Annotated in this window: 18 protein-coding genes; 4 read left to right on the top strand and 14 right to left on the bottom strand. The window is 60.8% G+C overall.

The window, feature by feature from the left end; translation table 11 throughout:
- Positions 1 to 11: 11 nt before the first annotated feature.
- The 8 genes from CRX69_RS25890 to CRX69_RS25855 form a co-directional block, all read right to left on the bottom strand.
- Positions 12 to 1,370, bottom strand: a complete 1,359-nt coding sequence (locus tag CRX69_RS25890) for an LLM class flavin-dependent oxidoreductase (RefSeq protein ID WP_076383270.1) — start codon at positions 1,368 to 1,370, stop codon at positions 12 to 14.
- Positions 1,370 to 2,563, bottom strand: coding sequence for an SfnB family sulfur acquisition oxidoreductase (locus tag CRX69_RS25885; protein WP_076383271.1), 1,194 nt, complete (start codon positions 2,561 to 2,563; stop codon positions 1,370 to 1,372). The genes CRX69_RS25890 and CRX69_RS25885 overlap by 1 nt, the downstream gene beginning before the upstream one ends.
- A gap of 23 nt (positions 2,564 to 2,586) precedes the next feature.
- Positions 2,587 to 3,828: an SfnB family sulfur acquisition oxidoreductase gene (locus tag CRX69_RS25880; protein WP_107323096.1), complete on the bottom strand. Its 1,242-nt coding sequence runs from the start codon at positions 3,826 to 3,828 to the stop codon at positions 2,587 to 2,589.
- A 368-nt stretch (positions 3,829 to 4,196) separates the two neighbouring features.
- Positions 4,197 to 4,964 carry a hypothetical protein gene (locus tag CRX69_RS25875; protein WP_107323095.1) on the bottom strand — a complete coding sequence of 256 codons (768 nt, stop codon included), beginning with the start codon at positions 4,962 to 4,964 and terminating at the stop codon, positions 4,197 to 4,199.
- Between the two features lie 468 nt (positions 4,965 to 5,432).
- Positions 5,433 to 6,194 (bottom strand): L-cystine ABC transporter ATP-binding protein TcyN, encoded by a 762-nt coding sequence (tcyN, locus tag CRX69_RS25870; protein WP_076383273.1) that lies wholly within the window; start codon positions 6,192 to 6,194, stop codon positions 5,433 to 5,435.
- 3 nt (positions 6,195 to 6,197) lie between these two features.
- A complete protein-coding gene (gene tcyL, locus CRX69_RS25865) occupies positions 6,198 to 6,863 on the bottom strand; it encodes a cystine ABC transporter permease (protein WP_047226833.1) in 666 nt (221 codons plus the stop codon).
- On the bottom strand, positions 6,863 to 7,657 hold the full coding sequence (gene tcyJ, locus CRX69_RS25860) for a cystine ABC transporter substrate-binding protein (RefSeq protein WP_047226834.1): 795 nt from the start codon (positions 7,655 to 7,657) through the stop codon (positions 6,863 to 6,865). Before tcyJ ends, tcyL begins: the two co-directional genes overlap by 1 nt.
- A 302-nt stretch (positions 7,658 to 7,959) precedes the next feature.
- Positions 7,960 to 8,958: a D-cysteine desulfhydrase gene (locus tag CRX69_RS25855; RefSeq protein WP_107323094.1), complete on the bottom strand. Its 999-nt coding sequence runs from the start codon at positions 8,956 to 8,958 to the stop codon at positions 7,960 to 7,962.
- 490 nt (positions 8,959 to 9,448) lie between these two features.
- Here CRX69_RS25855 and betT point away from each other — a divergent pair, with 490 nt between their 5' ends.
- On the top strand, positions 9,449 to 11,410 hold the full coding sequence (betT, locus tag CRX69_RS25850; protein ID WP_171061300.1) for a choline transporter BetT: 1,962 nt from the start codon (positions 9,449 to 9,451) through the stop codon (positions 11,408 to 11,410).
- A gap of 12 nt (positions 11,411 to 11,422) precedes the next feature.
- Here betT and CRX69_RS25845 read toward each other — a convergent pair whose 3' ends face one another.
- Positions 11,423 to 12,163, bottom strand: coding sequence for an SDR family oxidoreductase (locus tag CRX69_RS25845; protein ID WP_047226837.1), 741 nt, complete (start codon positions 12,161 to 12,163; stop codon positions 11,423 to 11,425).
- Positions 12,164 to 12,434: 271 nt separating this feature from the next.
- On the opposite strand from CRX69_RS25845, the gene mgrA reads away from it, so the two are divergent.
- Positions 12,435 to 13,472, top strand: a complete 1,038-nt coding sequence (mgrA, locus tag CRX69_RS25840) for an L-glyceraldehyde 3-phosphate reductase (RefSeq protein ID WP_047226838.1) — start codon at positions 12,435 to 12,437, stop codon at positions 13,470 to 13,472.
- Between the two features lie 108 nt (positions 13,473 to 13,580).
- On the opposite strand, the gene gshA is transcribed toward mgrA, so the two are convergent.
- The 3 genes from gshA to CRX69_RS25825 form a co-directional block, all read right to left on the bottom strand.
- Positions 13,581 to 15,164: a glutamate--cysteine ligase gene (gene gshA, locus CRX69_RS25835; RefSeq protein ID WP_107323093.1), complete on the bottom strand. Its 1,584-nt coding sequence runs from the start codon at positions 15,162 to 15,164 to the stop codon at positions 13,581 to 13,583.
- 272 nt (positions 15,165 to 15,436) lie between these two features.
- On the bottom strand, positions 15,437 to 15,820 hold the full coding sequence (locus CRX69_RS25830) for a PaaI family thioesterase (protein WP_047226840.1): 384 nt from the start codon (positions 15,818 to 15,820) through the stop codon (positions 15,437 to 15,439).
- Complete coding sequence (locus CRX69_RS25825; RefSeq protein WP_107323092.1) at positions 15,820 to 18,144, bottom strand: Tex family protein; 2,325 nt, start codon at positions 18,142 to 18,144, stop codon at positions 15,820 to 15,822. Before CRX69_RS25825 ends, CRX69_RS25830 begins: the two co-directional genes overlap by 1 nt.
- Positions 18,145 to 18,499: 355 nt before the next feature.
- Between CRX69_RS25825 and ompR the strand changes: the two genes are divergently transcribed.
- Together ompR and CRX69_RS25815 are read left to right on the top strand one after the other, a co-directional pair.
- Positions 18,500 to 19,240, top strand: a complete 741-nt coding sequence (gene ompR, locus CRX69_RS25820) for an osmolarity response regulator transcription factor OmpR (protein ID WP_025211284.1) — start codon at positions 18,500 to 18,502, stop codon at positions 19,238 to 19,240.
- 113 nt (positions 19,241 to 19,353) lie between these two features.
- Positions 19,354 to 20,667 (top strand): ATP-binding protein, encoded by a 1,314-nt coding sequence (locus CRX69_RS25815; RefSeq protein ID WP_047226842.1) that lies wholly within the window; start codon positions 19,354 to 19,356, stop codon positions 20,665 to 20,667.
- A gap of 122 nt (positions 20,668 to 20,789) precedes the next feature.
- Here the strand turns inward: CRX69_RS25815 and rimK are convergent, their stop codons facing one another.
- Complete coding sequence (rimK, locus tag CRX69_RS25810; RefSeq protein ID WP_047226843.1) at positions 20,790 to 21,695, bottom strand: 30S ribosomal protein S6--L-glutamate ligase; 906 nt, start codon at positions 21,693 to 21,695, stop codon at positions 20,790 to 20,792.
- A complete protein-coding gene (rimB, locus tag CRX69_RS25805) occupies positions 21,692 to 22,174 on the bottom strand; it encodes a retropepsin-like aspartic endopeptidase RimB (RefSeq protein WP_025211286.1) in 483 nt (160 codons plus the stop codon). Before rimB ends, rimK begins: the two co-directional genes overlap by 4 nt.
- Between the last annotated feature and the right edge of the window lie 187 nt (positions 22,175 to 22,361).

Genomic DNA, 22,361 nt, shown 5'->3' with positions numbered 1-22,361 from the left:
CTCCCACAAGGTCAGTGTCGGTAGGTCGAACCGGTGTGTCGTTCGGGCAAATGGGCCTCTGCGTGAAACAGCTTTTCGCGCAGGGTGCCGTTGTCGTATTCGGTCTTGTACGAACCGCGTCGCTGCAACTCGGGGATCACCAGGTCGATGAAGTCCACGTAGCTTTGCGGCGTGACGATGCGGGTCAGGTTGAAGCCGTCGAGGCCGGTTTCGGCGATCCACGCCTCCAGTTCATCGGCCACCTGTTCGGGCGAGCCGATCAGGGTGATGTAGCGACCGCCCAGGGCGTGTTGGTCCAGCAATTTGCGCCGGGTCCAGTCGTTGTTCTGCAGGATCTTGGTGGCAGACTGGATGGCGTTGCTCTTCACGTACTGGATCGGTTCGTCCAGTTCGTACGCGGAAAAATCGATTCCTGTCGAGGCGGAAAAATGCGCCACCCCGGCTTCGGCGCTGGCGTAGCTCAGGTACTCGGCATGCTTGGCCCAGGCGGCCGCTTCGGTCTCGCCGACGATCACGTTAAGGCCCATGAACACTTTGATGTCCCCGGGGTTTCGTCCGGCCCGGGCGGCGCTGGCGCGAACCTTGTCCACCTGGGCCTTGGTCGCGGGTTTGTTCTGGCCGCTGATGAACACGCACTCGGCATGCCGCCCGGCAAACAGCAGGCCGCGCTCGGAACTACCGGCCTGGAACAGCACCGGCGTGCGCTGGGGCGAGGGTTCGCAGAGGTGATAGCCCTCGACCTGGTAGAACTCGCCCTGGTGCCGAACCTTGTGCACTTTCTCCGGCCGGGCATAGATCCGCTGCTCGCGGTCGTTGAGCACCGCGTCGTTTTCCCAACTGCCTTCCCACAATTTGTAGAGCACTTGCAGGTATTCATCGGCCTGGTCGTAGCGGCGGTCATGCTCGACCTGCGCAGTAAGCCCCATGGCTTTGGCGGCGCTGTCCAGATAGCCGGTGACGATGTTCCAGCCGACCCGGCCGCGACTCAGATGGTCGAGGGTGCTCATGCGTCGGGCAAACAGGTAGGGTGGTTCGTAGGTCAGGTTGGCGGTGAGCCCGAAGCCGAGGTTTTTCGTCACGGCGGCCATCGCCGAGATCAGCAGCAACGGGTCGTTGACCGGCAGTTGGATCGACTCCTTGAGCGTGACGTCCACCGACTGTTGGTACACGTCGTAGACCCCGACGATGTCGGCGATGAACAGCCCGTCGAACAATCCACGCTCGAGCAACTGCGCCAGGGCGGTCCAGTATTCAATCGTGTTGTACTGGGTCGAGGTGTCCTGGGGATGAGCCCACAAACCATGGTTGATGTGCCCGATGCAGTTCATGTTGAACGCGTTGAGCAGGATCTTTTTCCTGTCGGCCGCCATCAGATAGTCCCCCGCAGCGGCGGTTTTTCATCGTTGAGGTAGAAGTTGCCCACCGCGTGGTATTTCCAGCGCACCGGGTCATGCAGGGTGTGCACCCGGGCGTTGCGCCAGTGGCGGTCGAGGCCATGTTCGGCCAGGGTCGCCTGGCTGCCGGCCAATTCGAACAGGGTGCTGCCGGCGGCCAGGGAAATCTCGGTGCTGATGGCGCGGGCTTCGGCTACGGCAATCGAGGCGGCGGCGACCGTGTCGGCCTGGGTGTCGGCCTGGGCCCGGTCGAGAAACTCACCGGCACGTTCCAGCAGGGCTTCGGCGGCGTGCAGGCGGATGCTCAGTTGGCCGAAACTCTTGAGGGTGTGCGGGTCTTCGGTGGCGACGTCGCTGGTGGCGTCGATCCAGGGCCGGGTTTTGCTGCGGACAAAATGCAGGGCGTCCTCATAGGCGGCGCGAGCGATGCCGGTGTCGATGGCGGCGTGAAGAATCTGCGCCAGTGGCCCCACCGGCGTCGGGCGTTCGAAGGCGCTATGGAAGGGCACGACGTCTTCGGCGGTGACATAAACGTCCTCGAACACCACCGATCCACTGCCGGTGGTGCGCTGGCCGAAACCGCTCCAGTCGTCGATCACCGTCAGGCCTCGGCTGTTGCGCGGGACGAATGCCAGTTGTTGCACGCCGTTTTCATCCACCACCGACGTGGGGATGCGCTGGGCGTAGATCGCCCCCGTGGCGTAGAACTTGCGACCGCTGATGCGGTAGCCCTCACCGTCGCGGCGCAGTTGCGTGATGCGGTCGTGGGCGGTCTTGGTGCCGAGCTCCGCCAATGCATTGCCAAAACGTTGGCCGGCCAGGACTTCGGCATACAGGCGTTGTTTTTGCGCTTGGCTGCCGTTTACCCGTAGCACTTCCAGGGCGTAGAAATGATTTTGCGGAATCTGCCCCAGCGAGCCGTCGGCCTGAGCAATCAGCGCGATGACTTTGGCCAGGGTGACGTTGGACACACCGGCGCCGCCATAGGCCTTGGGCACGCTGATGCCCCACAGGCCAGAGCGGGAGAAGGCCTCCAGTTCCGGGTACGGCAAGCGGCGCTCACGGTCGCGCAGGGCGCTGTCGCGCTTGAAGTCATCGGCCAGGTCGCTGGCCACGATCAGGGCTTGTTCATCGCTGGTGATCACCGCGACGTGTTGAGAAAACGTCATGTACTGCTCCAGAGGTCGGGTCGTCAGATCCAGGAATGCCGGGCCGGCAAGGTGCCGTTCAGGTGGTAGGCGCCTACCGCGTGATACTTCCAGCGCACCGGGTCGTGCAGGGTATGGACCCGTGCGTTGCGCCAGTGGCGGTCGAGATTGAATTCGGCGAGGGTGGCGCGGCTGCCGGCCAGTTCGAACAGTTTTTCGCTGGCTTGCAGGGCGATCTCGGTGGTGAGCACCTTGGCCTCGGCCACGGCAATCGAGGCGCGGGCAGCCGATTGCGCGGTGATGGGCGCGGCGCTGACCTGGTCCAGCACTTGTCCGGCCTTGCGCAACAACGCTTCGGCGGCGTGCAGTTCGATTTTCAGCTTGCCGATGTCGGCGATCACATAGAGGTCGTCACTGGCCCGGTCGACCTTGGCATCGATCCAGGGCCGGGCTCGTTCTCGGACGAAGGCGATGGCATCGTCGATGGCGCCACGGGCGATGCCTGCATCGATGGCGGCCTGGATCAGTTGGGAAATCGCGCCTTGCACGCCGGGCGTTTCGTTGATGCGCCAGTTCTCCAGCACCAAGTCGGCATCCACTTGCACATTGTTCAGCAACACGGTGCCGCTGGCCGTGGTGCGCTGGCCGAACCCTGACCAGTCGTCGACGATCCCCAGGCCCGGGGTGCCGCGCCGCACGAACGCCAGCACCTGCCGACCCTCGTCATTCAGCGCCTTGACCGCGACCCAGTGGGCAAACAGCGCGCCGGTGGAATAGAACTTCTGACCATTGATGACAAACCCGTCACCGTCAGCGGTGATCCGGGCCTTGAGTTCAAGGGTATTGCGAGTGCCACGTTCCGGCCCTGCGTTGCCGATGCGCCAGCCTTCGAGGACGCTCTGCAGCAGGATTTTTTTCTGCCGTTCGGTGCCGGTGCCGAGAATCAGTTGGAGTACGCCGAATTGGTTTTGCGGGATCTGCCCGAGGGCCGGGTCAGCGGCGGAAATGATCGCGAACACCTCGGCCAGCGTGACGAAAGAAACCTGCGGGCCGCCGTATGCCCGGGGAATGGCGATGCTGCCCAGTCCGCTACGGGTGAATTGCTCGATTTCTGCCCAGGGTAGCTTGCGTTGCTGGTCACGACGCGCGGCCTGCTGACGGGCGACCTGCGCCAGTTCATGGGCGGCTTGGATGGCCTCGGCATCGTTGCGCAACACCTGTGCGGGCAACAGCTGCGGTGCGATGTCCAGGTCGCTCTGGATCTTTGCTTGCGCCAAATCCGACATTACAGCCACTCCGTGGCTGCAGGCAGTGCCCTGGCATACTGCGCTGGGGTGATTGTGTTCCGTTCCATACCCACCTCACATCTCAAGAAACGCCGCGATGAATGCGGCGAGCGAAAATCAAGAATGTCCGGTGGTCCGGTTTATATACCCTAAACGTGTGTAATTTATTTTTGAACTAACTTTTAGGAATATCAATAGAGGGCTTTGTGCCGAGCGATGTTGTGGCGAGGGGATTTATCCCCGTTGGGCTGCGCAGCAGCCCCAAAGCAGTCAACACAGCAACCTGCTGCACCGCGATTGCATAGTGGGGGCTGCTTCGCAGCCCAGCGGAGATAAATCCCCTCGCCACAACAGCTTGCTCAGAGTATTCATGTTCGGCGGCGCGTTTCGGCGGCCATGAGCGCCTCTTTCGGAGAAGTGCTCAGGTAGGGGTTGGCGCAACCGATCTTCAACGTTCGCGGCGGCGCCCAGTGGGAGTTGTTGCCCACGCGGTCGAGGATGCAGTAGGTCACTTCCAGGCGCAGGTCTTCTCCCGCCTCCAGAATGATCTGCGGCGGTACCCAGATGTTGATCGGCAGGCCAACCTCGCAGGGCTTGATGCGGGGCAGGTCCATGCGCACGTCGCCCCAGCGCAAGGTAATCGCATCGTCAGCAGCCATGTTCAGATAGGGCTCTATGGTCAGTGGTACACCGCGTTTGACCTGACTCGGGTTCACGCCGTTGCGGCGAATCGCATCAGGAATCCGCACTGGCGCCAGGCCCTGGTTTTCATCACCGCTCAGGGCCGACGGTTGGCCACCGGGACAGTCCAGCTTGACCTGCACCCGTTGCGTTGCTGACAGCGCCGGGCCGCGCCCCACTTGCATCACGCGGTAATGGATGCGCGAAGTCCCATTGACGATGAAGCTCTCGGGTACCCGCAACGTAACGCTAGTTTGCACGTCGGCCTGGGACAACAGGCGGGAGCCGACGTAGCAGTTGTCCCAGAACAGCTCGATCAGATCGCCCGCGTCCATGCCGGGGTAAGGGGCAATTGCCACTTGCAGGTGCGCAGCGCTGGTGATGTTGATGCGGGTACGCAGAGCGTTGACCAGGGTAGGCGCAGCCAGTTCAGGAATATTCGACGTACATGTCATGGTGTTCTCCTTGATGCTTTAAAACGAAGTCCGTTTCGGGAAGATCAAAAGCGCTTAATCATCGCGATATATTTTTATTGCGCAGCATGGACCCTGTCTGCGGTTCATCGCGCAGAACTAAAATAGTTCGCATCGCCTGTGGGTCACTAGATAAGGGTTCAGCAGTTTCAGTGTCAATAGAGGGACTTGCTTAATAATTAATTGTATAAGGCTTCAGAAATGTCCTACGCATTGAAGTTAAGAATACGTTGCGTTGTGCGCCATTTTCCTCGGGTTCATTGGTTTGGAAGGGAGGTGCGGCAGGAAGTCGGATAAATAGCGTAGCCCAAAGAGAAGTGTTGCCGGAGATATGTATATACCGCACGTCAACGGGGTGGCTGTGTTAAGTCAACTGGAAGTTTCAGTTTGTTACGCTGGGCTGTTAGTTGTTCCACTTCCATCCTTGGAAGTGGGGACAATATCAATAATTTACTGGTCGCCGTGTCCAGCCGAGAGGAACTTGCTGAGGAACTGTCGAGTGCGTTCCTCCCGGGGGGCTGCAAACAAGGCCTTGGCTTCGCCTTGCTCGACGATCACACCTTTGTCGAAAAACACCACGCGGTTCGCTACGTCCCGGGCGAAGCCCATTTCGTGAGTCACAATGACCATGGTGCGCTTTTCTTCGGCCAGGCCACGAATCGTCGCCAGCACCTCGCCCACCAGCTCCGGGTCCAGGGCCGACGTTGGCTCGTCGAACAGAATCACCTCGGGCTCCATCGCCAGCGCCCTGGCAATCGCCACGCGCTGTTGCTGGCCACCGGAAAGACGCCGCGGGTAGGCGTCCTCCTTGCCCGCCAGCCCGACCTTGGCCAGCAGTTTACGGCCTAAAACCTCAGCGTCGGCACGGGGGATCTTCTTCACCACCAGTGGGCCTTCGATGACGTTCTCCAGCGCGGTGCGATGGGGGAACAGATTGAAGTTCTGGAACACAAAACCCACTTGCTGGCGCAAACGACGCACCAGGTTCTGTTGCTGGTTCAGCGGGCGACTGCCATCGATTTCGATGTCGCCGACCTTGATCCGGCCACTGCTGGGTTCTTCGAGGAAGTTCAGGCAGCGCAGGAAGGTGGTCTTGCCCGAACCGCTGGGGCCGATGATCGCCACCACTTCGCCTTCTTCGATCTTCAGGTCGATGCCATTGAGCACCACTTGACCCTTGAACTGCTTTGTCAGTTTTTCCACGACAATCATGGGTCAGGACTCCTGGTCATGCCGATTGACCCGGGCTTCCAGGACGTTCTGCAGGTGCGCCAGCACGCTGGCCAGAATCCAGTAGATCAGCGCGGCGGCAAGGTACATGGTGAAGATTTCGAAAGTGCGGGCAGTGATCAACTGCGCCTGACGGAACAGCTCCGGCACCTGGATGGTCGCCGCCAGTGCGGTGTCCTTGACCAGGGAAATGAAGCTGTTGCCCAGAGGAGGCAAGGCCGTTCGCGCCGCTTGCGGCAGGATGGCCCGGCGCAGGGTCTGGGCGCGGGTCATGCCGATACTGGCCGCGGCTTCCCATTGGCCGCGCTCGATGGAGCTGATGGCGGCCCGCAGGATTTCACACGCATAGGCCGCCATGTTCAGCGAGAAGCCGATCAGCGCCGCCGGCAATGGATCCAGCTCGATGCCCAGTTGGGGCAGCCCGTAATAGATCACGAACAACTGCACCAGCAGCGGCGTCCCGCGAAAAAACGACACGTAGATGCGGGCGATCCAGCTCACCAGTTTGAAGCGCGACAGGCGCATCAACGCCAGGCCGAAGCCCAGCAGCAAGCCGAAGAACATGCCGCCCAAACTGAGGATGACCGTGTAATACGCGCCCTTGAGCAAGAAGGGCGCGGAGTCCAGCGCGAGTTGAAAAGCCTCTTCCATTATTGGGTGACGTCAGCGTTGAAGTACTTCTGCGAGATTTTCGCCAGGGTGCCGTCGGCCCGCAGTTTGTCGATGGCCTTGTTGATTGCATCCAGCAGCTCAGGCTCGCCTTTGCGCAGGGCGATACCGGCTTCCTGGCGGGAGAACGGCTCGCCGGCTACAGCGGTGTCCTTGGCCTTGGCGGTCAGCTCCAGAGCAGCCAGCCGGTCTACCAGAATGGCGTCGATGCGGCCTACACGCAGGTCCTGGTATTTGGTTGGGTCATCGTCGTAGGTGCGGATAATAGCCTTTGGCTGGTTTTCCTTGAGCCATTGCTCATAGTTGGTGCCCAGGCCAACACCGACTTTTTTGCCGGCCAGATCATCGGCGGTCTTGATGGCGTCTTTGTTCTTGGTCAGAACCAGCGCCTGGATGCCGGAAACGGTGTAGGGCTGGGAGAAGTCATACTTCTTCTTGCGCTCCTCGGAGATGGTGACCTGGTTGATCACCGCGTCCAGGCGCTTGGATTCCAGCGCTGCGAGAATGCCGTCCCATTTGGTCGGTTGCAGTTTGACCTTCACGCCCAGCTCCTTGGCCAGTGCTTCGGAAAACTCCACTTCGAAACCGGCCAGCTTGCCGTCGGCGTCCACGAAACTGAACGGTGGGTAAGTGCCTTCCAGGCCGACGTTGATCACGCCCGCGTCCTTGATCTTTTGCAGCTGCTCACCGGCAACGGCCTGGCCCAGCAGGCCGGCGCTCAATGCCAGGCCCAGCGAACCCACCAACAGGTTGCGACGTAATGCGGAAAAATTCATGACAAGCCCCTGTGTTTTCTTATGAAGAGGTTATTTTGGCTGAGATAAGGCGTAGCCGCGATCCGAAAAGATTGCCACATCCTGCCTTAAAGCAGCCTGGGCGTCTCGCGGCAAATGCGCCTGTGGCGAGACTATAGGGTGGTGTTTATAGATTGGAAAATAATATTAAATCATTCAAATATTCGAGTATGGAATGAAAAAAGTCCCCTGTGGGAGCGAGCCTGCTCGCGATAACCAGTCAATATTGTTTTGGCTGACACGGCGCTATCGCGAGCAGGCTCGCTCCCACATCGAGAACTTCACTACGCCTGGAACGCCGCGTTATACGCAAACAACGCCGGTGCGCCGCCGGTATGCAGGAAGATGATCGGGCCCTCGTCGAAGCGGTCGCGACCCACCCCATCGAGCAGGCCGGCCATCGCCTTGCCGGTGTAGACCGGGTCCAGCAACAGGCCCTCCAGGCCAGCCAGCAATTTGACTGCCGCCAACGTACCGGCATTGGGTTCGCCGTAGCGGGGGCCGAAGTATTCGTCCCACAGGTTCACCTTGAAGGCCTCTGGAAGCGATACATCGAGCAACTGGGCGGTGCGTTCGGCCAAGCCCTGGACCTTGGGGCGCTGGTCTTCTTCGCTGCGAGACACAGTTATGCCAATCACGGGAAGTTGCCCCAGCGTTTCACTGAGCGCCAGCGTCAGGCCGCTGTGCGTCCCGGCGCTGCCCGAAGCCAGCACCACGGCAGCGAAATTCAGGCCGGTGTCCTTGATTTGCTCGGCCAGCTCAAGCCCGGCGCGTACATACCCCAGCGCACCCAGAGCGTTCGAACCGCCAATCGGTACCAGATAGGGCTTCTTCCCGTTGCTGCGCAGGCGTGCGGCGAGGGCTTGCAACTGCTCGTCGGCGTTATCCAGGTTTTCTACCAATTCGACCTTGGCGTCGAACAGCTCCAGCAGCAGCCGGTTGCCGTTGCTCAGGTAGTTGCTGTCTTCGGTGCCGATGGGGTTTTCCAGCAGGGCCACACAGCCCAGGCCCAGCTTTGCCGCCAGCGCGGCAGTCTGGCGCACATGATTGGACTGGATCGCCCCGGCGGTGATGAGGGTGTCGGCACCTTGAGCCAGGGCGTCGGCGGCCAGGTATTCGAGCTTGCGCAGCTTGTTGCCGCCCAGCGCCAGAGGCGTCAGGTCATCGCGCTTGATATAGATATCGCGACCGAGCCAGGAGGAAAGACGGTCGAGTTTTTCCAGGGGAGTTGGATGACCGAGCAGGTCGAGACGGTTAAAGCGCGCCAGCTGTTGTTTGATCATGGGGTCGTACTGGTTGCAGGAAATCCATGGACTATAGGCACGCCGATATTGATGGGCAACCGCCAATCGTTTGCCGGGGCGTAAATGGGGACGCATGAGAGATGAGCAGCGAAAACCTGTGGGAGCGAGCCTGCTCGCGATCGCGGTGTGTCAGCGAATGGATGTACCCACTGAACCACCGCGATCGCGAGCAGGCTCGCTCCCACAGGGGCTGTGTTATGTCTGTTGAACACTGAACGAATGCTCTCCAGGCAACGTCATACCCTCCCGTAGGCTAGCGTAGGAAACATGCCATCCAGCCGTGCGATTAGTCCTTAGCTACCTATTCATGTTTAACTTGAACGTTCATTCAAGTTAAACCGTCGGTTTGCTGCCCGCTCACAACAGGAGGCTTGCCTTTGCCGAGTCCGTTTTCGATTTTCACGATTCCGCTTTCCGGGGTACATCGCTCATGAGTGCCTCGTCCCTTCCACCCAGCGGCCTGGTCCGCATGAATCCGCCGGTTTTTTACTTTGCCGCGACCTTCATTCTGCTGTTCGGCCTGGTGGTCATCGCCGTGCCGGAGCAGGCGGGTGCCTGGCTGCTGGCGGCGCAGAACTGGGCGGCCAATACGGTCGGCTGGTATTACATGTTGGCGATGACCCTGTATCTGGTCTTCGTGGTGGTCACCGCCTTGTCCGGCTACGGCAAGATCAAGCTCGGTGCCGACCACGACGAGCCCGAATTCAGTTACCTGTCCTGGGCTGGCATGCTGTTCGCTGCCGGTATCAGCATCACGCTGTTTTTTTTCTGTGTCTCCGAACCGCTGACCCATCTGGTTCAGCCACCGCAAGGCGAGGCCGGTACCGCAGATGCCGCGCGCCAGGCCATGCAGATCCTGTTTCTGCACTGGGGCCTGCACGGCTGGGGCGTGTTTGCTTTCGTCGGCATGGCCCTGGCGTACTTTGCCTACCGGCACAATTTGCCGCTGGCCCTGCGTTCAGCGCTGTACCCGCTGATCGGTAAACGTATTAACGGTCCCATCGGCTACGCGGTGGACGGCTTCGGCATCATCGCGACCGTGTTCGGCCTCGGCGCGGACATGGGGTTTGGGGTGCTGCATCTCAATTCCGGGCTCGATTACCTGTTCGGCATCGCCCATACCCAGTGGATTCAGGTCGGCCTGATCGTGCTGATGATGGGCGCGGCAATCATTGTGGCGGTGGCCGGTGTCGATAAAGGCGTGCGGGTCATGTCCGACATCAACATGCTGCTGGCCTGCGCATTGCTGCTGTTCGTGCTGTTTGCCGGACCTACCCAGCATTTGCTCAACACGTTGATCCAGAACATCGGCGATTATCTCGGCGCCCTGCCGATGAAGAGTTTTGACGTGTATGCCTACGACGAGCCCAGCGACTGGCTGGGCGGCTGGACGGTGTTCTACTGGGCCTGGTGGATTGCGTGGTCGCCGTTCGTGGGGTTGTTCATTGCGCGCATTTCCCGTGGGCGCACCATCCGTGAGTTCGTGTTTGGCGTGCTGCTGATTCCCCTTGGCTTCACCCTGGCGTGGATGTCGATCTTCGGTAACAGCGCCATTGACCAAGTGCTGAACCACGGCATGAGTGCCCTGGGTATGTCCGCCCTGGAAAACCCGTCGATGAGCCTTTATTTGCTGCTGGAAACCTATCCATGGAGCAAGACCGTCATCGCGGTCACCGTGTTTATCAGTTTTGTGTTCTTCGTCACGTCAGCCGACTCCGGCACCGTGGTGCTTTCCACGTTGTCGGCCAAGGGCGGCAACCCCGATGAAGACGGGCCCAAATGGCTGCGGGTGTTCTGGGGAGCGATGACTGCCCTGGTGACCAGCGCATTGCTGTTCTCCGGCAGTATCGATGCCTTGAAGTCGGCAGTGGTGCTGACGTCCTTGCCGTTCTCGCTGATTCTGCTGCTGATGATGTGGGGCCTGCACAAGGCGTTTTACCTCGAGTCCCAGAAGCAGATTGCGCAGTTGCATTCGCTGGCGCCGGTGTCGGCTTCTCGACGGGGTACGGGCGGCTGGCGACAGCGCTTGAGTCAGGCGGTGCATTTCCCGTCCCGCGATGAGGTGTACCGTTTTCTCGACACCACGGTGCGCCCGGCCATCGAAGAGGTGAAGGCGGTGTTCGCCGAGAAAGGTCTGACAGTGGTGACCCAGCCAGACCCGGCCAACGACAGCGTCAGCCTGGAGATCGGCCACGGCGAGCAGCATCCGTTCATCTACCAGGTGCAGATGCGCGGCTACTTCACGCCGTCCTTCGCCCGCGGCGGCATGGGCTCCAAGGAACTCAACAACCGCCGTTACTACCGCGCCGAAGTGCACCTGAGCGAAGGCAGTCAGGACTACGATCTGGTGGGTTATACCAAGGAGCAGGTCATCAACGACATCCTCGACCAATACGAGCGGCACATGCAGTTCCTGCATCTGGTGCGCTGATCGGGCGAAACCTCAGACCAGGCCGCCGTTGGCTCGCAGAATTTGCCCGTTCACCCAGCCGGCGGCCGGGCTGACCAGGAAGGATATGATGCTGGCGATGTCCTCCGGCTGGCCGAGGCGTTCCAGGGGCGGCATTTTGGCGAAGTTCTGGATCTGTTCTTCGCTCTTGCCATGCAGGAACAGTTCGGTAGCAACCGGGCCGGGCGCCACGGCGTTGACCGTGATCTGGCGGCCGCGCAGTTCCTTGGCAAACACCTGTGTCAGTGACTCGACGGCGGCCTTGCTGGCGATGTACACCGAATAACCGGGCAGGTTCAGGCCAACGGTGCTGCTGGAAAAATTCACGATCCGGCCACCGTCGTTCAAACGGGTTGCGGCTTCGCGCAGGGTGTTGAAGGTGCCGCGGGTGTTGATGGCGAACGTCTGGTCGAACAACTCGTCACTGTGCTGGGCCAAGGGCATCACTTGCAGGGTACCCGCGTTATTGATCAGCACATCCACCTTGCCCAGTTGCGCTTCGGTTTCATCGAACATCCGGCGGACGTCGACGGCAGAGGACACATCTGCCTTGATCGCTATGGCTTGGTGACCGGCCTGGCGCAATTGCACCACCAGCTTCGAGGCTTCGGCGGCGCTGTTGGCGTAGTTAATGGCGACGGCATAGCCATCGAGAGCCAATTGCTTGGCGATTTCGGCACCGATGCCGCGGGAGGCGCCGGTTACGATGGCAACTTTGGCGGTTGGAGAGGGCATAAGAGGCTCCTTTTGAAGTGGATGACGCCAGATTCACATGTTTACCCTCAGCGATAAATGCCCGACGGCTGCCTTGACTGTTCAGTAATTACAAACAATAAGCGCGCTGCATGACGCCTCGTTGATTGGCCGATGCGTGGCCAATCTGCGGCAGATCACCTGCGCCGGCATCCAGCCCCCACACCTGATATGCGAACTTTCGGCCTGACGAATGCGTCTGTGAGGTGTTAGCTTGCCCCTTGTACCAGCCACCCGAACAGAGAGCCTTTCGATGACCTACACCGCTGCCGAAAACCGCTACGAGTCCATTCCTTACCGCCGTGTCGGTCGCAGCGGGCTGGTGCTGCCGGCGCTGTCGTTGGGGTTGTGGCACAACTTCGGCGACAGCACGCCGATCGACACGCAGCGTTCGCTGCTGCGTACGGCGTTTGATCTGGGTATCAATCACTTCGACCTGGCCAACAACTACGGCCCGCCCTACGGCAGCGCCGAGATCAATTTTGGTCGGTTGCTGCGCGAAGACTTCAAGCAGTATCGCGATGAGTTGATCATCTCCAGCAAGGCCGGTTGGGACATGTGGCCGGGTCCTTACGGCCAGGGTGGTGGTTCGCGCAAGTACGTGTTGGCCAGTCTGGACCAGAGCCTGCAACGCCTGGGCCTGGACTATGTGGATATCTTCTATTCCCACCGCTTCGACCCCGACACCCCGCTGGAAGAAACCGCTAGCGCGCTGGCCACGGCTGTGCAGCAGGGCAAGGCGTTGTACATTGGCATCTCTTCGTATTCCGGGGTGAAGACTCGGGAAATGGCTGCGCTACTCAAAGAGTGGAAGGTCCCACTGCTGATCCATCAACCGGCCTACAACCTGCTTAATCGCTGGGTGGAAAAGGACCTGCTGGACGCCACCGATGAACTGGGCACGGGTGTGATTGCCTTTACGCCGTTGGCCCAGGGCCTGCTGACCGACAAGTACCTCAAAGGCATTCCGGCCGATGCGCGGGTCAATCGCCCGGGTGGTGGTTCGTTGCAGGCTTCGCACCTGTCGCAGGAGAACATCGCCCATGTACGCGCCCTCAATGAAATTGCCCAGCGTCGCGGGCAAAGCCTGGCGCAAATGGCCCTGGCCTGGACCCTGCGCGACGCACGGGTAACCTCTGCGCTGATCGGCGCCAGTCGGCCGGAGCAGATTATCGAGAACGTCGGGGCGTTGAAGAACCTGAGTTTTAGCGCTGAAGAACTGGCGCAGATCGACCGGTTTGCCCAGGAGGGCGGGATCAATCTGTGGGAGAAGCCTTCGTCGGCGGAGTAGTGACTTGAGCCAATCAGCCGATCCGCCAGAAATGGCCGGCTGTACACAAAACCCTGTGGGAGGGAGCTTGCTCCCTCCCACAGGTGTTCGCTCGTCGGCGAGGTGTGCCTAGTTACTGATCGCCAGGATGCTCGCCTGGTACGCCCCTACAAACACATCGAAATCCCCCACTTCGTTCTGCTCAAGCTCGGCTTGCTGAGCCAGGGATTGACGAGCGTTTTCTTCGAATGCGCTCTGCTCCTGGGCAGGCAACGGCTCGGCGCGGAAGAATTCGGCGTGGGCCTTGCTCTGGCGCAGGGAGAACTGGGCGAAACTTTCCTGGTGTTCTGCCATGGCCGCCAGCACTTGGGCGGAGGGGGTCAGTGACGGGTCCCGCACCTTCGCCAATTGCGCGTCCAATGCCTGGCGGTGGTCGTCGCCCCCCTGGCTCTCGTCGAGCAGCGAGGCCAATGGCGCGATCTTCTCCAGAAGCTCGATAGCCCAGGCTTGCATGTCCACCGATTGCCCTTGGCGTTGCAATTGCAAACCTGGCCGACGGCCTTCCTTGACCACTGTCAGGAAGTTGTTCGTCGCATTGCTGCATTCGTTGTTTTCCAGGAGCGGACTGTCGTTCAGACCGCAATACAGCAGGAACGCATCGAGGAAGCGCGATTCGGTGAGGTCGATGCCCATCGGCAGGAAGGGGTTGATGTCCAGGCAACGGACTTCGACGTACTGGATGCCTCGAGCCATCAACGCCTGGATCGGGCGCTCGCCGGTATAGGTCACGCGTTTTGGGCGGATGTTGGAGTAGTACTCGTTTTCGATCTGCAAAATATTGGTGTTGAGCTGCACCCACTCACCATTCTTATGCGTGCCGACTTCGACGTAGGGCGCGTACGGTGTCGCCACCGCCTTGCGCAGGCTGTCGGTATAGCTTGCCAGGTCGTTGTAGCAGGGGGTCAGGCCGGCCTGGGCGTTGCTTTGGTAACCCAGGTCGCTCATGCGCAGGCTGGTGGCGTACGGCAGGTACAAGGTGTCCGGATCCAATTGTTCCAACTGGTGCGGACGGCCGCGCAGAAAGCCGGCATCCAGAGCCGGCGAGGCACCGAACAGGTACATCAGCAACCAGCTGTAGCGACGGAAATTACGGATCAGCGCGATGTAGGCCGATGACTGGAAATCACGATCGCTCGCTTCAACGGCTTCGGCCTGACGCAGCAGCGGCCAGAGTTTTTCCGGCAGGGAAAAGTTGTAGTGGATCCCGGCGATGCATTGCATGGTCTTGCCATAGCGCAGGGCCAGACCCTGGCGGTAGACATACTTGAGCCGACCAATGTTCGAGGTGCCGTAATACGCGATCGGGATGTCTTCCTCCGCTGGCAGCGGGCACGGCATCGAAGGGCTCCACAGGTACTCGTTGCCGAGCTTGCTGTAGGCAAACCGGTGGATCTTGTCGAGGCTGTGCAAGGTATCGGCCACGTCAGCCTGGGCCGGGGTGATGAACTCCAGCAGCGACTCGGAATAGTCGGTGGTGATCTGCTCGTTGGTCAGCGCCGAGCCTAGGGCCTCGGGGTGCGGGGTCTGCGCCAGATGCCCTGTGTCCGTGACGCGCAGGCATTCACGTTCGATGCCGTGCAGGCACTGCTCGAGCAGGGAGAGGTTGGCGCGCTCGCCGAGCAGAGCCAGGCGGCGGTTTAAAAGGTCGCTCAAGTTGAATTCCTTCACGCGTCAGTCGCCCCAATATGGGGGTGGTCACGACGGTCTACAAGGGTGAAGTTAAAACTGGCGTTTTCGCCTGGTTTTTGTGTGGCCAAAGACAATTCGTCGCGGCCCCTCTGTGGGAGCGAGCCTGCTCGCGATAGCGGTATGTCGGTCAACTTTACATTGACTGGTCCACCGCTATCGCGAGCAGGCTCGCTCCCACAGGGGATATCGATGCCGCATTCGCAGCGCCGAAATTAACCCAAATCGATGACAGGGAGCTATAGGACTGCGAACGTGCCTTGTGCTTTTGCGACCAGTTTGTCGCCTTGCATCACCTCGGCCTCAACCACCAGCGTGCGCCGACCCGGGTGGATGACCCGGGCCGTGCAGAGCACCTCACCGTCGGAGACGGCGCGGATGTAGTTGATCTTGCATTCGATGGTCGCACTCTGCTGGTCAAAACCGTGGACACTGGAACAAGCCAGGCCCATGGCGATGTCCACCAGGCTGAACAGCGCGCCGCCGTGCAGCTTGCCGCCACGGTTGCGTAGCGGTGGCTCAAGGCTCAGGGCGACTTGCGCCACCCCGTCCCCCAGGCTGTGCAGACGGCAGCCGAGCAGCTTGAAAAACGCGCTTTCCACCAACCCGGCTGGCGCGTCCATCAGCGTTTCTTCAACTGCTTGGCGTTGGCGAACAGCGAGGCCATGGCGTTGTTCGCCGGGGCCGCAGTGGCGGTTTCCTTGCGCGGCGCGGTGTTCTGCGACTGGCGCGGTGTCGAGCCCGGACGAGCGCCGCGGGCACCGTCGACCTTCTCGCCCGGTGTGTCACTCATGCGCATCGACAGACCGACGCGTTTGCGCGGGATGTCGACTTCCATGACCTTCACTTTCACCACATCACCGGCCTTTACCGCTTCGCGCGGGTCCTTGATGAACTTCTCCGACAAGGCGGAGATGTGCACCAGACCATCCTGATGCACGCCGATGTCGACGAAGGCCCCGAAATTGGTGACGTTGGTCACGACGCCTTCGAGGATCATGCCCGGCTGCAGGTCCTTGAGGTCTTCGACGCCGTCCTGGAACTCGGCGGTCTTGAACTCGGGGCGTGGGTCGCGGCCGGGTTTCTCCAGTTCCTGAAGAATGTCGGTCACGGTGGGCAGGCCGAAGGTTTCGTCGGTGAATTTTTTCGGGTCCAGGCGCTTGAGAAACGCGGCGTCACCGATCAGCGAACGGATGTCGCGGTCGGTCTGGGCGGCGATGCGTTGCACCAGCGGATAGGCCTCAGGGTGGACAGCCGACGAATCCAGCGGGTTGTCGCCGTTCATGACCCGCAGGAAGCCGGCGGCCTGTTCGAAGGTTTTTTCACCCAGGCGCGGGACTTTCTTCAATGCGGCGCGGGTCTTGAACGCACCGTGTTCGTCGCGGTGGGTGACGATGTTCTGCGCCAGCGTGGCGTTGAGGCCCGAGATGCGCGCCAGCAGCGCTACCGAAGCGGTGTTCACATCCACGCCCACGGCGTTCACGCAATCCTCCACGACGGCGTCCAGGCCCCGGGCCAGTTTCAACTGGGAAACGTCGTGCTGGTACTGGCCGACACCGATGGATTTCGGATCGATCTTCACCAGTTCCGCCAGCGGGTCCTGCAGGCGACGGGCGATGGACACCGCCCCGCGAATCGACACGTCCAGGTCCGGGAACTCCTTGGAGGCCAGTTCCGACGCCGAATAAACCGAAGCGCCGGCCTCGGAAACCATGACCTTGGTCATCTTCATGGTCGGGTATTTCTTGATCAGTTCGGCGGCCAGTTTGTCGGTCTCCCGGCTGGCGGTGCCGTTGCCGATGGCGATCAGGTCCACCGAATGCTTGGCGCATAGCGCGGCGAGCACGGCGAGGGTCTGGTCCCACTTGTTATGCGGCACATGGGGGTAGACCGTGGCATGGTCCAGCAGCTTGCCGGTGGAGTCCACCACGGCCACTTTGCAACCGGTACGCAGGCCCGGGTCCAGGCCCAGGGTGGCGCGCGGCCCGGCCGGTGCGGCCAGCAGCAGGTCGTGCAGGTTGTGAGCGAAGACGTTGATCGCTTCTGTCTCAGCGTTGTCGCGCAGCTCGCCCAGCAGATCGGTTTCCAGGTGGGTGTAGAGCTTGACCTTCCAGGTCCAGCGCACCACTTCGGCCAGCCATTTGTCGGCGGCGCGGTTCTGGTTCTGGATGCCGAACTGCTGGCCGATCATGCCTTCGCACGGGTGCATGGTGCCGGGCAACTCATCGCCCACCTTCAGCGCGGAGCTGAGAATGCCTTCGTTGCGGCCGCGGAAAATTGCCAGGGCGCGGTGGGACGGCATGCTCTTGAGCGGTTCGTCGTGCTCGAAGTAGTCGCGGAACTTGGCGCCTTCCTCTTCCTTGCCGGCGATCACGCGGGCGCTGAGGGTAGCCTCCTGCTTGAGGTAATTGCGCAGTTTTTCCAGCAGGTTGGCGTCTTCGGCGAAGCGTTCCATAAGGATGTACTTGGCACCTTCCAGCGCGGCTTTCACGTCCGCCACACCTTTTTCGGCATCGACGAAACGCGCGGCTTCGGTTTCCGGGGACAGGGTCGGGTCGTTGAACAGGCCGTCGGCCAGCTCGCCGAGGCCGGCCTCCAGGGCGATCTGGCCCTTGGTGCGGCGTTTTTGCTTGTAGGGCAGGTACAGGTCTTCGAGACGGGTCTTGGTGTCGGCCAGCTTGATGTCACGCTCAAGTTGCGGGGTCAGCTTGCCCTGTTCCTGAATGCTGGCCAGGATGCTGACGCGCCGCTCGTCGAGTTCTCGCAAGTAGCGCAGGCGCTCTTCCAGATGACGCAATTGAGTGTCATCGAGGCTGCCGGTCACTTCTTTGCGGTAACGGGCGATAAAGGGCACCGTGGAGCCCTCATCCAGTAGCGCGACGGCCGCTTCGACCTGTTGTGGGCGTACGCCGAGTTCCTCGGCGATGCGGCTGTTGATGCTGTCCATAAAACCACCTGAAAAATTGTGAAATCAGACTCGTCACCGCAGAAACCGGGCTCGGCGAGACTGGTTGAGCGGCCTGGCGTGCGCCGCTGCCTGGGTCAAAAGGCTGCCTGTTGACCCGCGAAATTCAGAAAGTGCTGCCTGGCAAGGGAAAAAACGATGGGTCGGGATCACGATCCGACATTCCCTGGCACAAAAGGCCGCGCATTATAACCAGCGTTGCGTTCTTAGGGGGCGTCGTGGTCTGTAGGCTCGATACCCGGATGACTGGAGATAGAGGAAAAATCTGCTAACAATGCACACGGTGCGTATAACGGCAGCTAGGCCATAATGCGCGCCGAGATCAAAGGAGCTTCCTATGAGCAGCACTGCACAAACTGCTGAAGGCGAAAAAATTCTTATTGTTGACGACGATCCGGGGCTGAGCAGCCTGCTGGAGCGCTTTTTCGTCAGCAAGGGCTACCGTGCCCGCACCGTACCGAACACCGAGCAAATGGATCGGCTGCTGGCCCGTGAGGTCTTCAACCTGGTGGTCCTCGACCTGATGCTGCCAGGTGAAGACGGTTTGACAGCCTGCCGTCGCCTGCGTGGCGCGAACAACCAGATCCCGATCATCATGCTCACGGCCAAGGGCGATGAGCTGAGCCGTATCAAGGGTCTGGAACTGGGCGCTGACGATTACCTGGCCAAGCCGTTCAACCCGGACGAGCTGATGGCCCGGGTCAAGGCGGTGTTGCGTCGTCAGTCGGCCCCGGTGCCTGGCGCCCCGGGCAGCGAAGATGAAAGCGTGACCTTCGGCGACTATGAACTGTCCCTGGCCACTCGCGAGCTCAAGCGCGGCGATGAAATACACATGCTCACCACCGGTGAGTTCGCCGTGCTCAAGGCCCTGGTGATGAACGCCCGTCAGCCGCTGACCCGCGACAAGCTGATGAACCTGGCCCGTGGCCGTGAATGGGATGCGCTGGAGCGATCCATCGACGTGCAGATTTCCCGTCTGCGCCGGATGATCGAGCCTGATCCTTCCAAGCCGCGATATATCCAGACTGTCTGGGGCGTGGGTTATGTATTCGTGCCGGATGGCGCCGCCAGCAAGTGATCGGTGATTTGTAGGAGCGGGTGGCCTGGCGGGTTGAATTTCTTCCTGCAGGCGACTCGCGGTCCGTTATTGTGCGAGCATCGCTCGCTCCTGCAAGTGTGTAGCGGCTATTCATGAAAACCCCCGTTTGGTTCCCCCAGAGCTTCTTCTCCCGCACCCTCTGGCTGGTGCTGATTGTCGTGCTCTTTTCCAAGGCACTGACGCTCGTCTACTTGCTGATGAACGAAGATGTGCTGGTGGACCGGCAGTACAGCCACGGCGTTGCCTTGACCCTTCGAGCCTATTGGGCCGCCGACGAAGCCAACCGGGAGAAGATCGCCGAAGCGGCGACCCTGATCCGGGTGGTTGGCGCTGGCGTGCCGGAAGGCGAACAACACTGGCCTTACAGCGAGATCTATCAACGGCAGATGCAGGACGAACTCGGCGCCGATACCGAAGTGCGCTTGCGTATGCACTCGCCTCCGGCGCTGTGGGTCCGTGCGCCGAGCCTGGGGGATGGCTGGTTGAAGGTACCGTTGTACCCCCACCCGTTGCGCGGCCAGAAAATCTGGAACGTGCTTGGCTGGTTCCTGGCCATCGGCCTGTTGTCGACCGCTTCGGCGTGGATCTTCGTCAGCCAGCTCAATCAGCCGCTCAAGCGTCTGGTCTACGCGGCCCGACAATTGGGCCAGGGCCGTAGCGTGCGATTGCCCATCAGCGACACTCCCAGTGAAATGACCGAGGTGTACCGCGCTTTCAACCAGATGGCCGAGGACGTCGAGCAGGCCGGACGCGAGCGTGAACTGATGCTTGCGGGCGTCTCCCACGACCTGCGCACACCGTTGACCCGTTTACGGCTGTCGCTGGAGTTGATGGGCGAGCACACCGACCTGACCGATGAAATGGTCCGCGATATCGAAGACATGGACGCGATTCTCGATCAGTTCCTGGCGTTCATTCGCGACGGTCGGGACGAGTCCGTGGAAGAAGTCGATCTCAGCGAGCTGGTACGGGAAGTGGCCGCGCCCTATAACCAGAACTGCGAAAAAGTGCACCTGCGCCTGGAGCCGATCCAGCCGTTCCCGCTGCGCCGGGTGTCGATGAAGCGATTGCTGAACAACCTGATCGGCAATGCCTTGAATCACGCCGGCACGGGCGTCGAAGTGGCGGCTTATGTTTCCGGTGATACCAGCGCACCTTATGTGGTGCTCAGCGTCATGGACCGTGGTGCCGGGATCGATCCGTCGGAACTGGAAGCCATTTTCAACCCCTTCACCCGGGGCGACCGTGCCCGGGGCGGAAAAGGCACGGGATTGGGCCTGGCCATTGTCAAGCGCATCGCTTCGATGCACGGCGGCAATGTCGAATTGCGCAACCGCGCCGGTGGTGGTCTGGAAGCGCGGGTGAGGTTGCCGTTGGGGCTGTTGTTGCCTAGGGATGCGGTATAGGGATACACCCGTTTGCTCAAGAACTGATGTGGGAGCGAGCCTGCTCGCGATAGCAGTGGATCAGCAGCATTGATGTTGACTGACACGCCGCCATCGCGAGCAGGCTCGCTCCCACCTATGAGTTAACCCTTACCCTTGGTCCGGGTCATGTTCGGCCCGCCATTCTTTTCCAGATGCTCGATGATGATCCCCGCCACGTTCTTGCTCGTGGTGGTTTCGATCCCTTCCAGGCCCGGCGAGGAGTTGACCTCCATCACCAGCGGCCCGTGATTGGAACGCAGGATGTCTACACCCGCCACGGCCAGGCCCATGACTTTAGCGGCGCGCAGGGCAGTCATGCGCTCTTGCGGCGTGATCTTGATCAGGCTCGCGCTACCGCCGCGATGCAGGTTGGAGCGAAATTCCCCGGGTTTGGCCTGGCGCTTCATCGAAGCGATCACCTTGTCGCCGACCACGAAGCAGCGAATGTCCGCGCCGCCGGCTTCCTTGATGTATTCCTGGACCATGATGTTCTGCTTCAGGCCCATGAACGCTTCGATCACCGACTCGGCGGCCGTCGCGGTTTCACACAGCACTACGCCGATACCCTGGGTGCCTTCCAGCACCTTGATGACCAGTGGCGCGCCGTTGACCATGGCAATCAGGTCGGGAATGTCGTCGGGAGAGTGGGCAAAACCGGTCACCGGCAAGCCGATCCCACGGCGCGACAACAATTGCAGCGAGCGCAACTTGTCCCGGGAGCGGGCGATGGCCACGGACTCGTTGAGGGGAAATACTCCCATCATTTCGAACTGGCGCAACACGGCGCAACCATAGAACGTTACCGACGCACCGATGCGCGGGATCACCGCATCGAACCCTTCCAGCGGCTTGCCACGGTAGTGGATCTGCGGCTTGTGGCTGGCAATGTTCATGTAGGCGCGCAGGGTATCGATCACCACCATTTCATGGCCACGTTCGGTCCCGGCTTCAACCAGGCGACGAGTGGAATACAGACGCGGATTACGCGACAGCACAGCGATCTTCATGCAACACCTGTGGCAGAGGTAGTGGACACCGGGAACACCGGCTTGTCTTGAACGTATTTGATGCCCGGATTGACCACCAACTGGCCGTCGATCAAGGCTTTGGAACCCAATAACAGGCGATATCGCATGGACTTGCGGCAGGCAAGCGTGAACTCGACTCGCCAGATCCGATCCCCCAGTGCCAGCGTCGTGCTGATCACGTAGCGAACCTGAGCGTGGCCGTTGGAGCTTTTTATCGTTTTGCGCGCCACCAATGGGGCTTCGCAGCGACGATGGCGCAACTGCACCACCGTTCCCAGATGCGCGGTGAAGCGCACCCATTTTTCACCGTCGCGCTCGAACGGCTCGATGTCGGTGGCGTGCAGGCTGGAGGTGCTGGCGCCGGTGTCGATTTTTGCCCGCAGGCCCGCGACACCCAGATCCGGGAGCGCCACCCACTCGCGTAGACCGACAACGGTCAGATGGTCAAAAGTCTTCAATAAAAAAACCTGCGATCAGTACATCGGATCGTGGAGCCCGCGAATCGCGGTATTCACGCAGAATAATCACAAAATGGCGACAGTTATCTACACACCTGTTTCCGCTCGTAACCGATACCGGCCCGCATCGTGCCGCAAGTCAGTTCGGCCGACATTCTATCTGTCGGACCGAATTCGTGCGCTCGAC

Source organism: Pseudomonas rhizophila, assembly GCF_003033885.1.
In the GTDB taxonomy this organism is placed as follows: domain Bacteria; phylum Pseudomonadota; class Gammaproteobacteria; order Pseudomonadales; family Pseudomonadaceae; genus Aquipseudomonas; species Aquipseudomonas rhizophila.
The sequence above is the reverse complement of the archived record's forward strand: the minus strand, read 5'-3'. Positions and strand labels throughout refer to the sequence as shown.

Excerpts from the sequence above, each read along its gene's own strand:
- CRX69_RS25890 (WP_076383270.1), bottom strand. The coding sequence starts at position 1,370 with ATGGCGGCCGACAGGAAAAAGATCCTGCTCAACGCGTTCAACATGAAC.
- CRX69_RS25885 (WP_076383271.1), bottom strand. The coding sequence starts at position 2,563 with ATGACGTTTTCTCAACACGTCGCGGTGATCACCAGCGATGAACAAGCC.
- CRX69_RS25880 (WP_107323096.1), bottom strand. The coding sequence starts at position 3,828 with ATGTCGGATTTGGCGCAAGCAAAGATCCAGAGCGACCTGGACATCGCA.
- CRX69_RS25875 (WP_107323095.1), bottom strand. The coding sequence starts at position 4,964 with ATGACATGTACGTCGAATATTCCTGAACTGGCTGCGCCTACCCTGGTC.
- tcyN (WP_076383273.1), bottom strand. The coding sequence starts at position 6,194 with ATGATTGTCGTGGAAAAACTGACAAAGCAGTTCAAGGGTCAAGTGGTG.
- tcyL (WP_047226833.1), bottom strand. The coding sequence starts at position 6,863 with ATGGAAGAGGCTTTTCAACTCGCGCTGGACTCCGCGCCCTTCTTGCTC.
- tcyJ (WP_047226834.1), bottom strand. The coding sequence starts at position 7,657 with ATGAATTTTTCCGCATTACGTCGCAACCTGTTGGTGGGTTCGCTGGGC.
- CRX69_RS25855 (WP_107323094.1), bottom strand. The coding sequence starts at position 8,958 with ATGATCAAACAACAGCTGGCGCGCTTTAACCGTCTCGACCTGCTCGGT.
- betT (WP_171061300.1), top strand. The coding sequence starts at position 9,449 with ATGAATCCGCCGGTTTTTTACTTTGCCGCGACCTTCATTCTGCTGTTC.
- CRX69_RS25845 (WP_047226837.1), bottom strand. The coding sequence starts at position 12,163 with ATGCCCTCTCCAACCGCCAAAGTTGCCATCGTAACCGGCGCCTCCCGC.
- mgrA (WP_047226838.1), top strand. The coding sequence starts at position 12,435 with ATGACCTACACCGCTGCCGAAAACCGCTACGAGTCCATTCCTTACCGC.
- CRX69_RS25830 (WP_047226840.1), bottom strand. The coding sequence starts at position 15,820 with ATGGACGCGCCAGCCGGGTTGGTGGAAAGCGCGTTTTTCAAGCTGCTC.
- CRX69_RS25825 (WP_107323092.1), bottom strand. The coding sequence starts at position 18,144 with ATGGACAGCATCAACAGCCGCATCGCCGAGGAACTCGGCGTACGCCCA.
- ompR (WP_025211284.1), top strand. The coding sequence starts at position 18,500 with ATGAGCAGCACTGCACAAACTGCTGAAGGCGAAAAAATTCTTATTGTT.
- CRX69_RS25815 (WP_047226842.1), top strand. The coding sequence starts at position 19,354 with ATGAAAACCCCCGTTTGGTTCCCCCAGAGCTTCTTCTCCCGCACCCTC.
- rimK (WP_047226843.1), bottom strand. The coding sequence starts at position 21,695 with ATGAAGATCGCTGTGCTGTCGCGTAATCCGCGTCTGTATTCCACTCGT.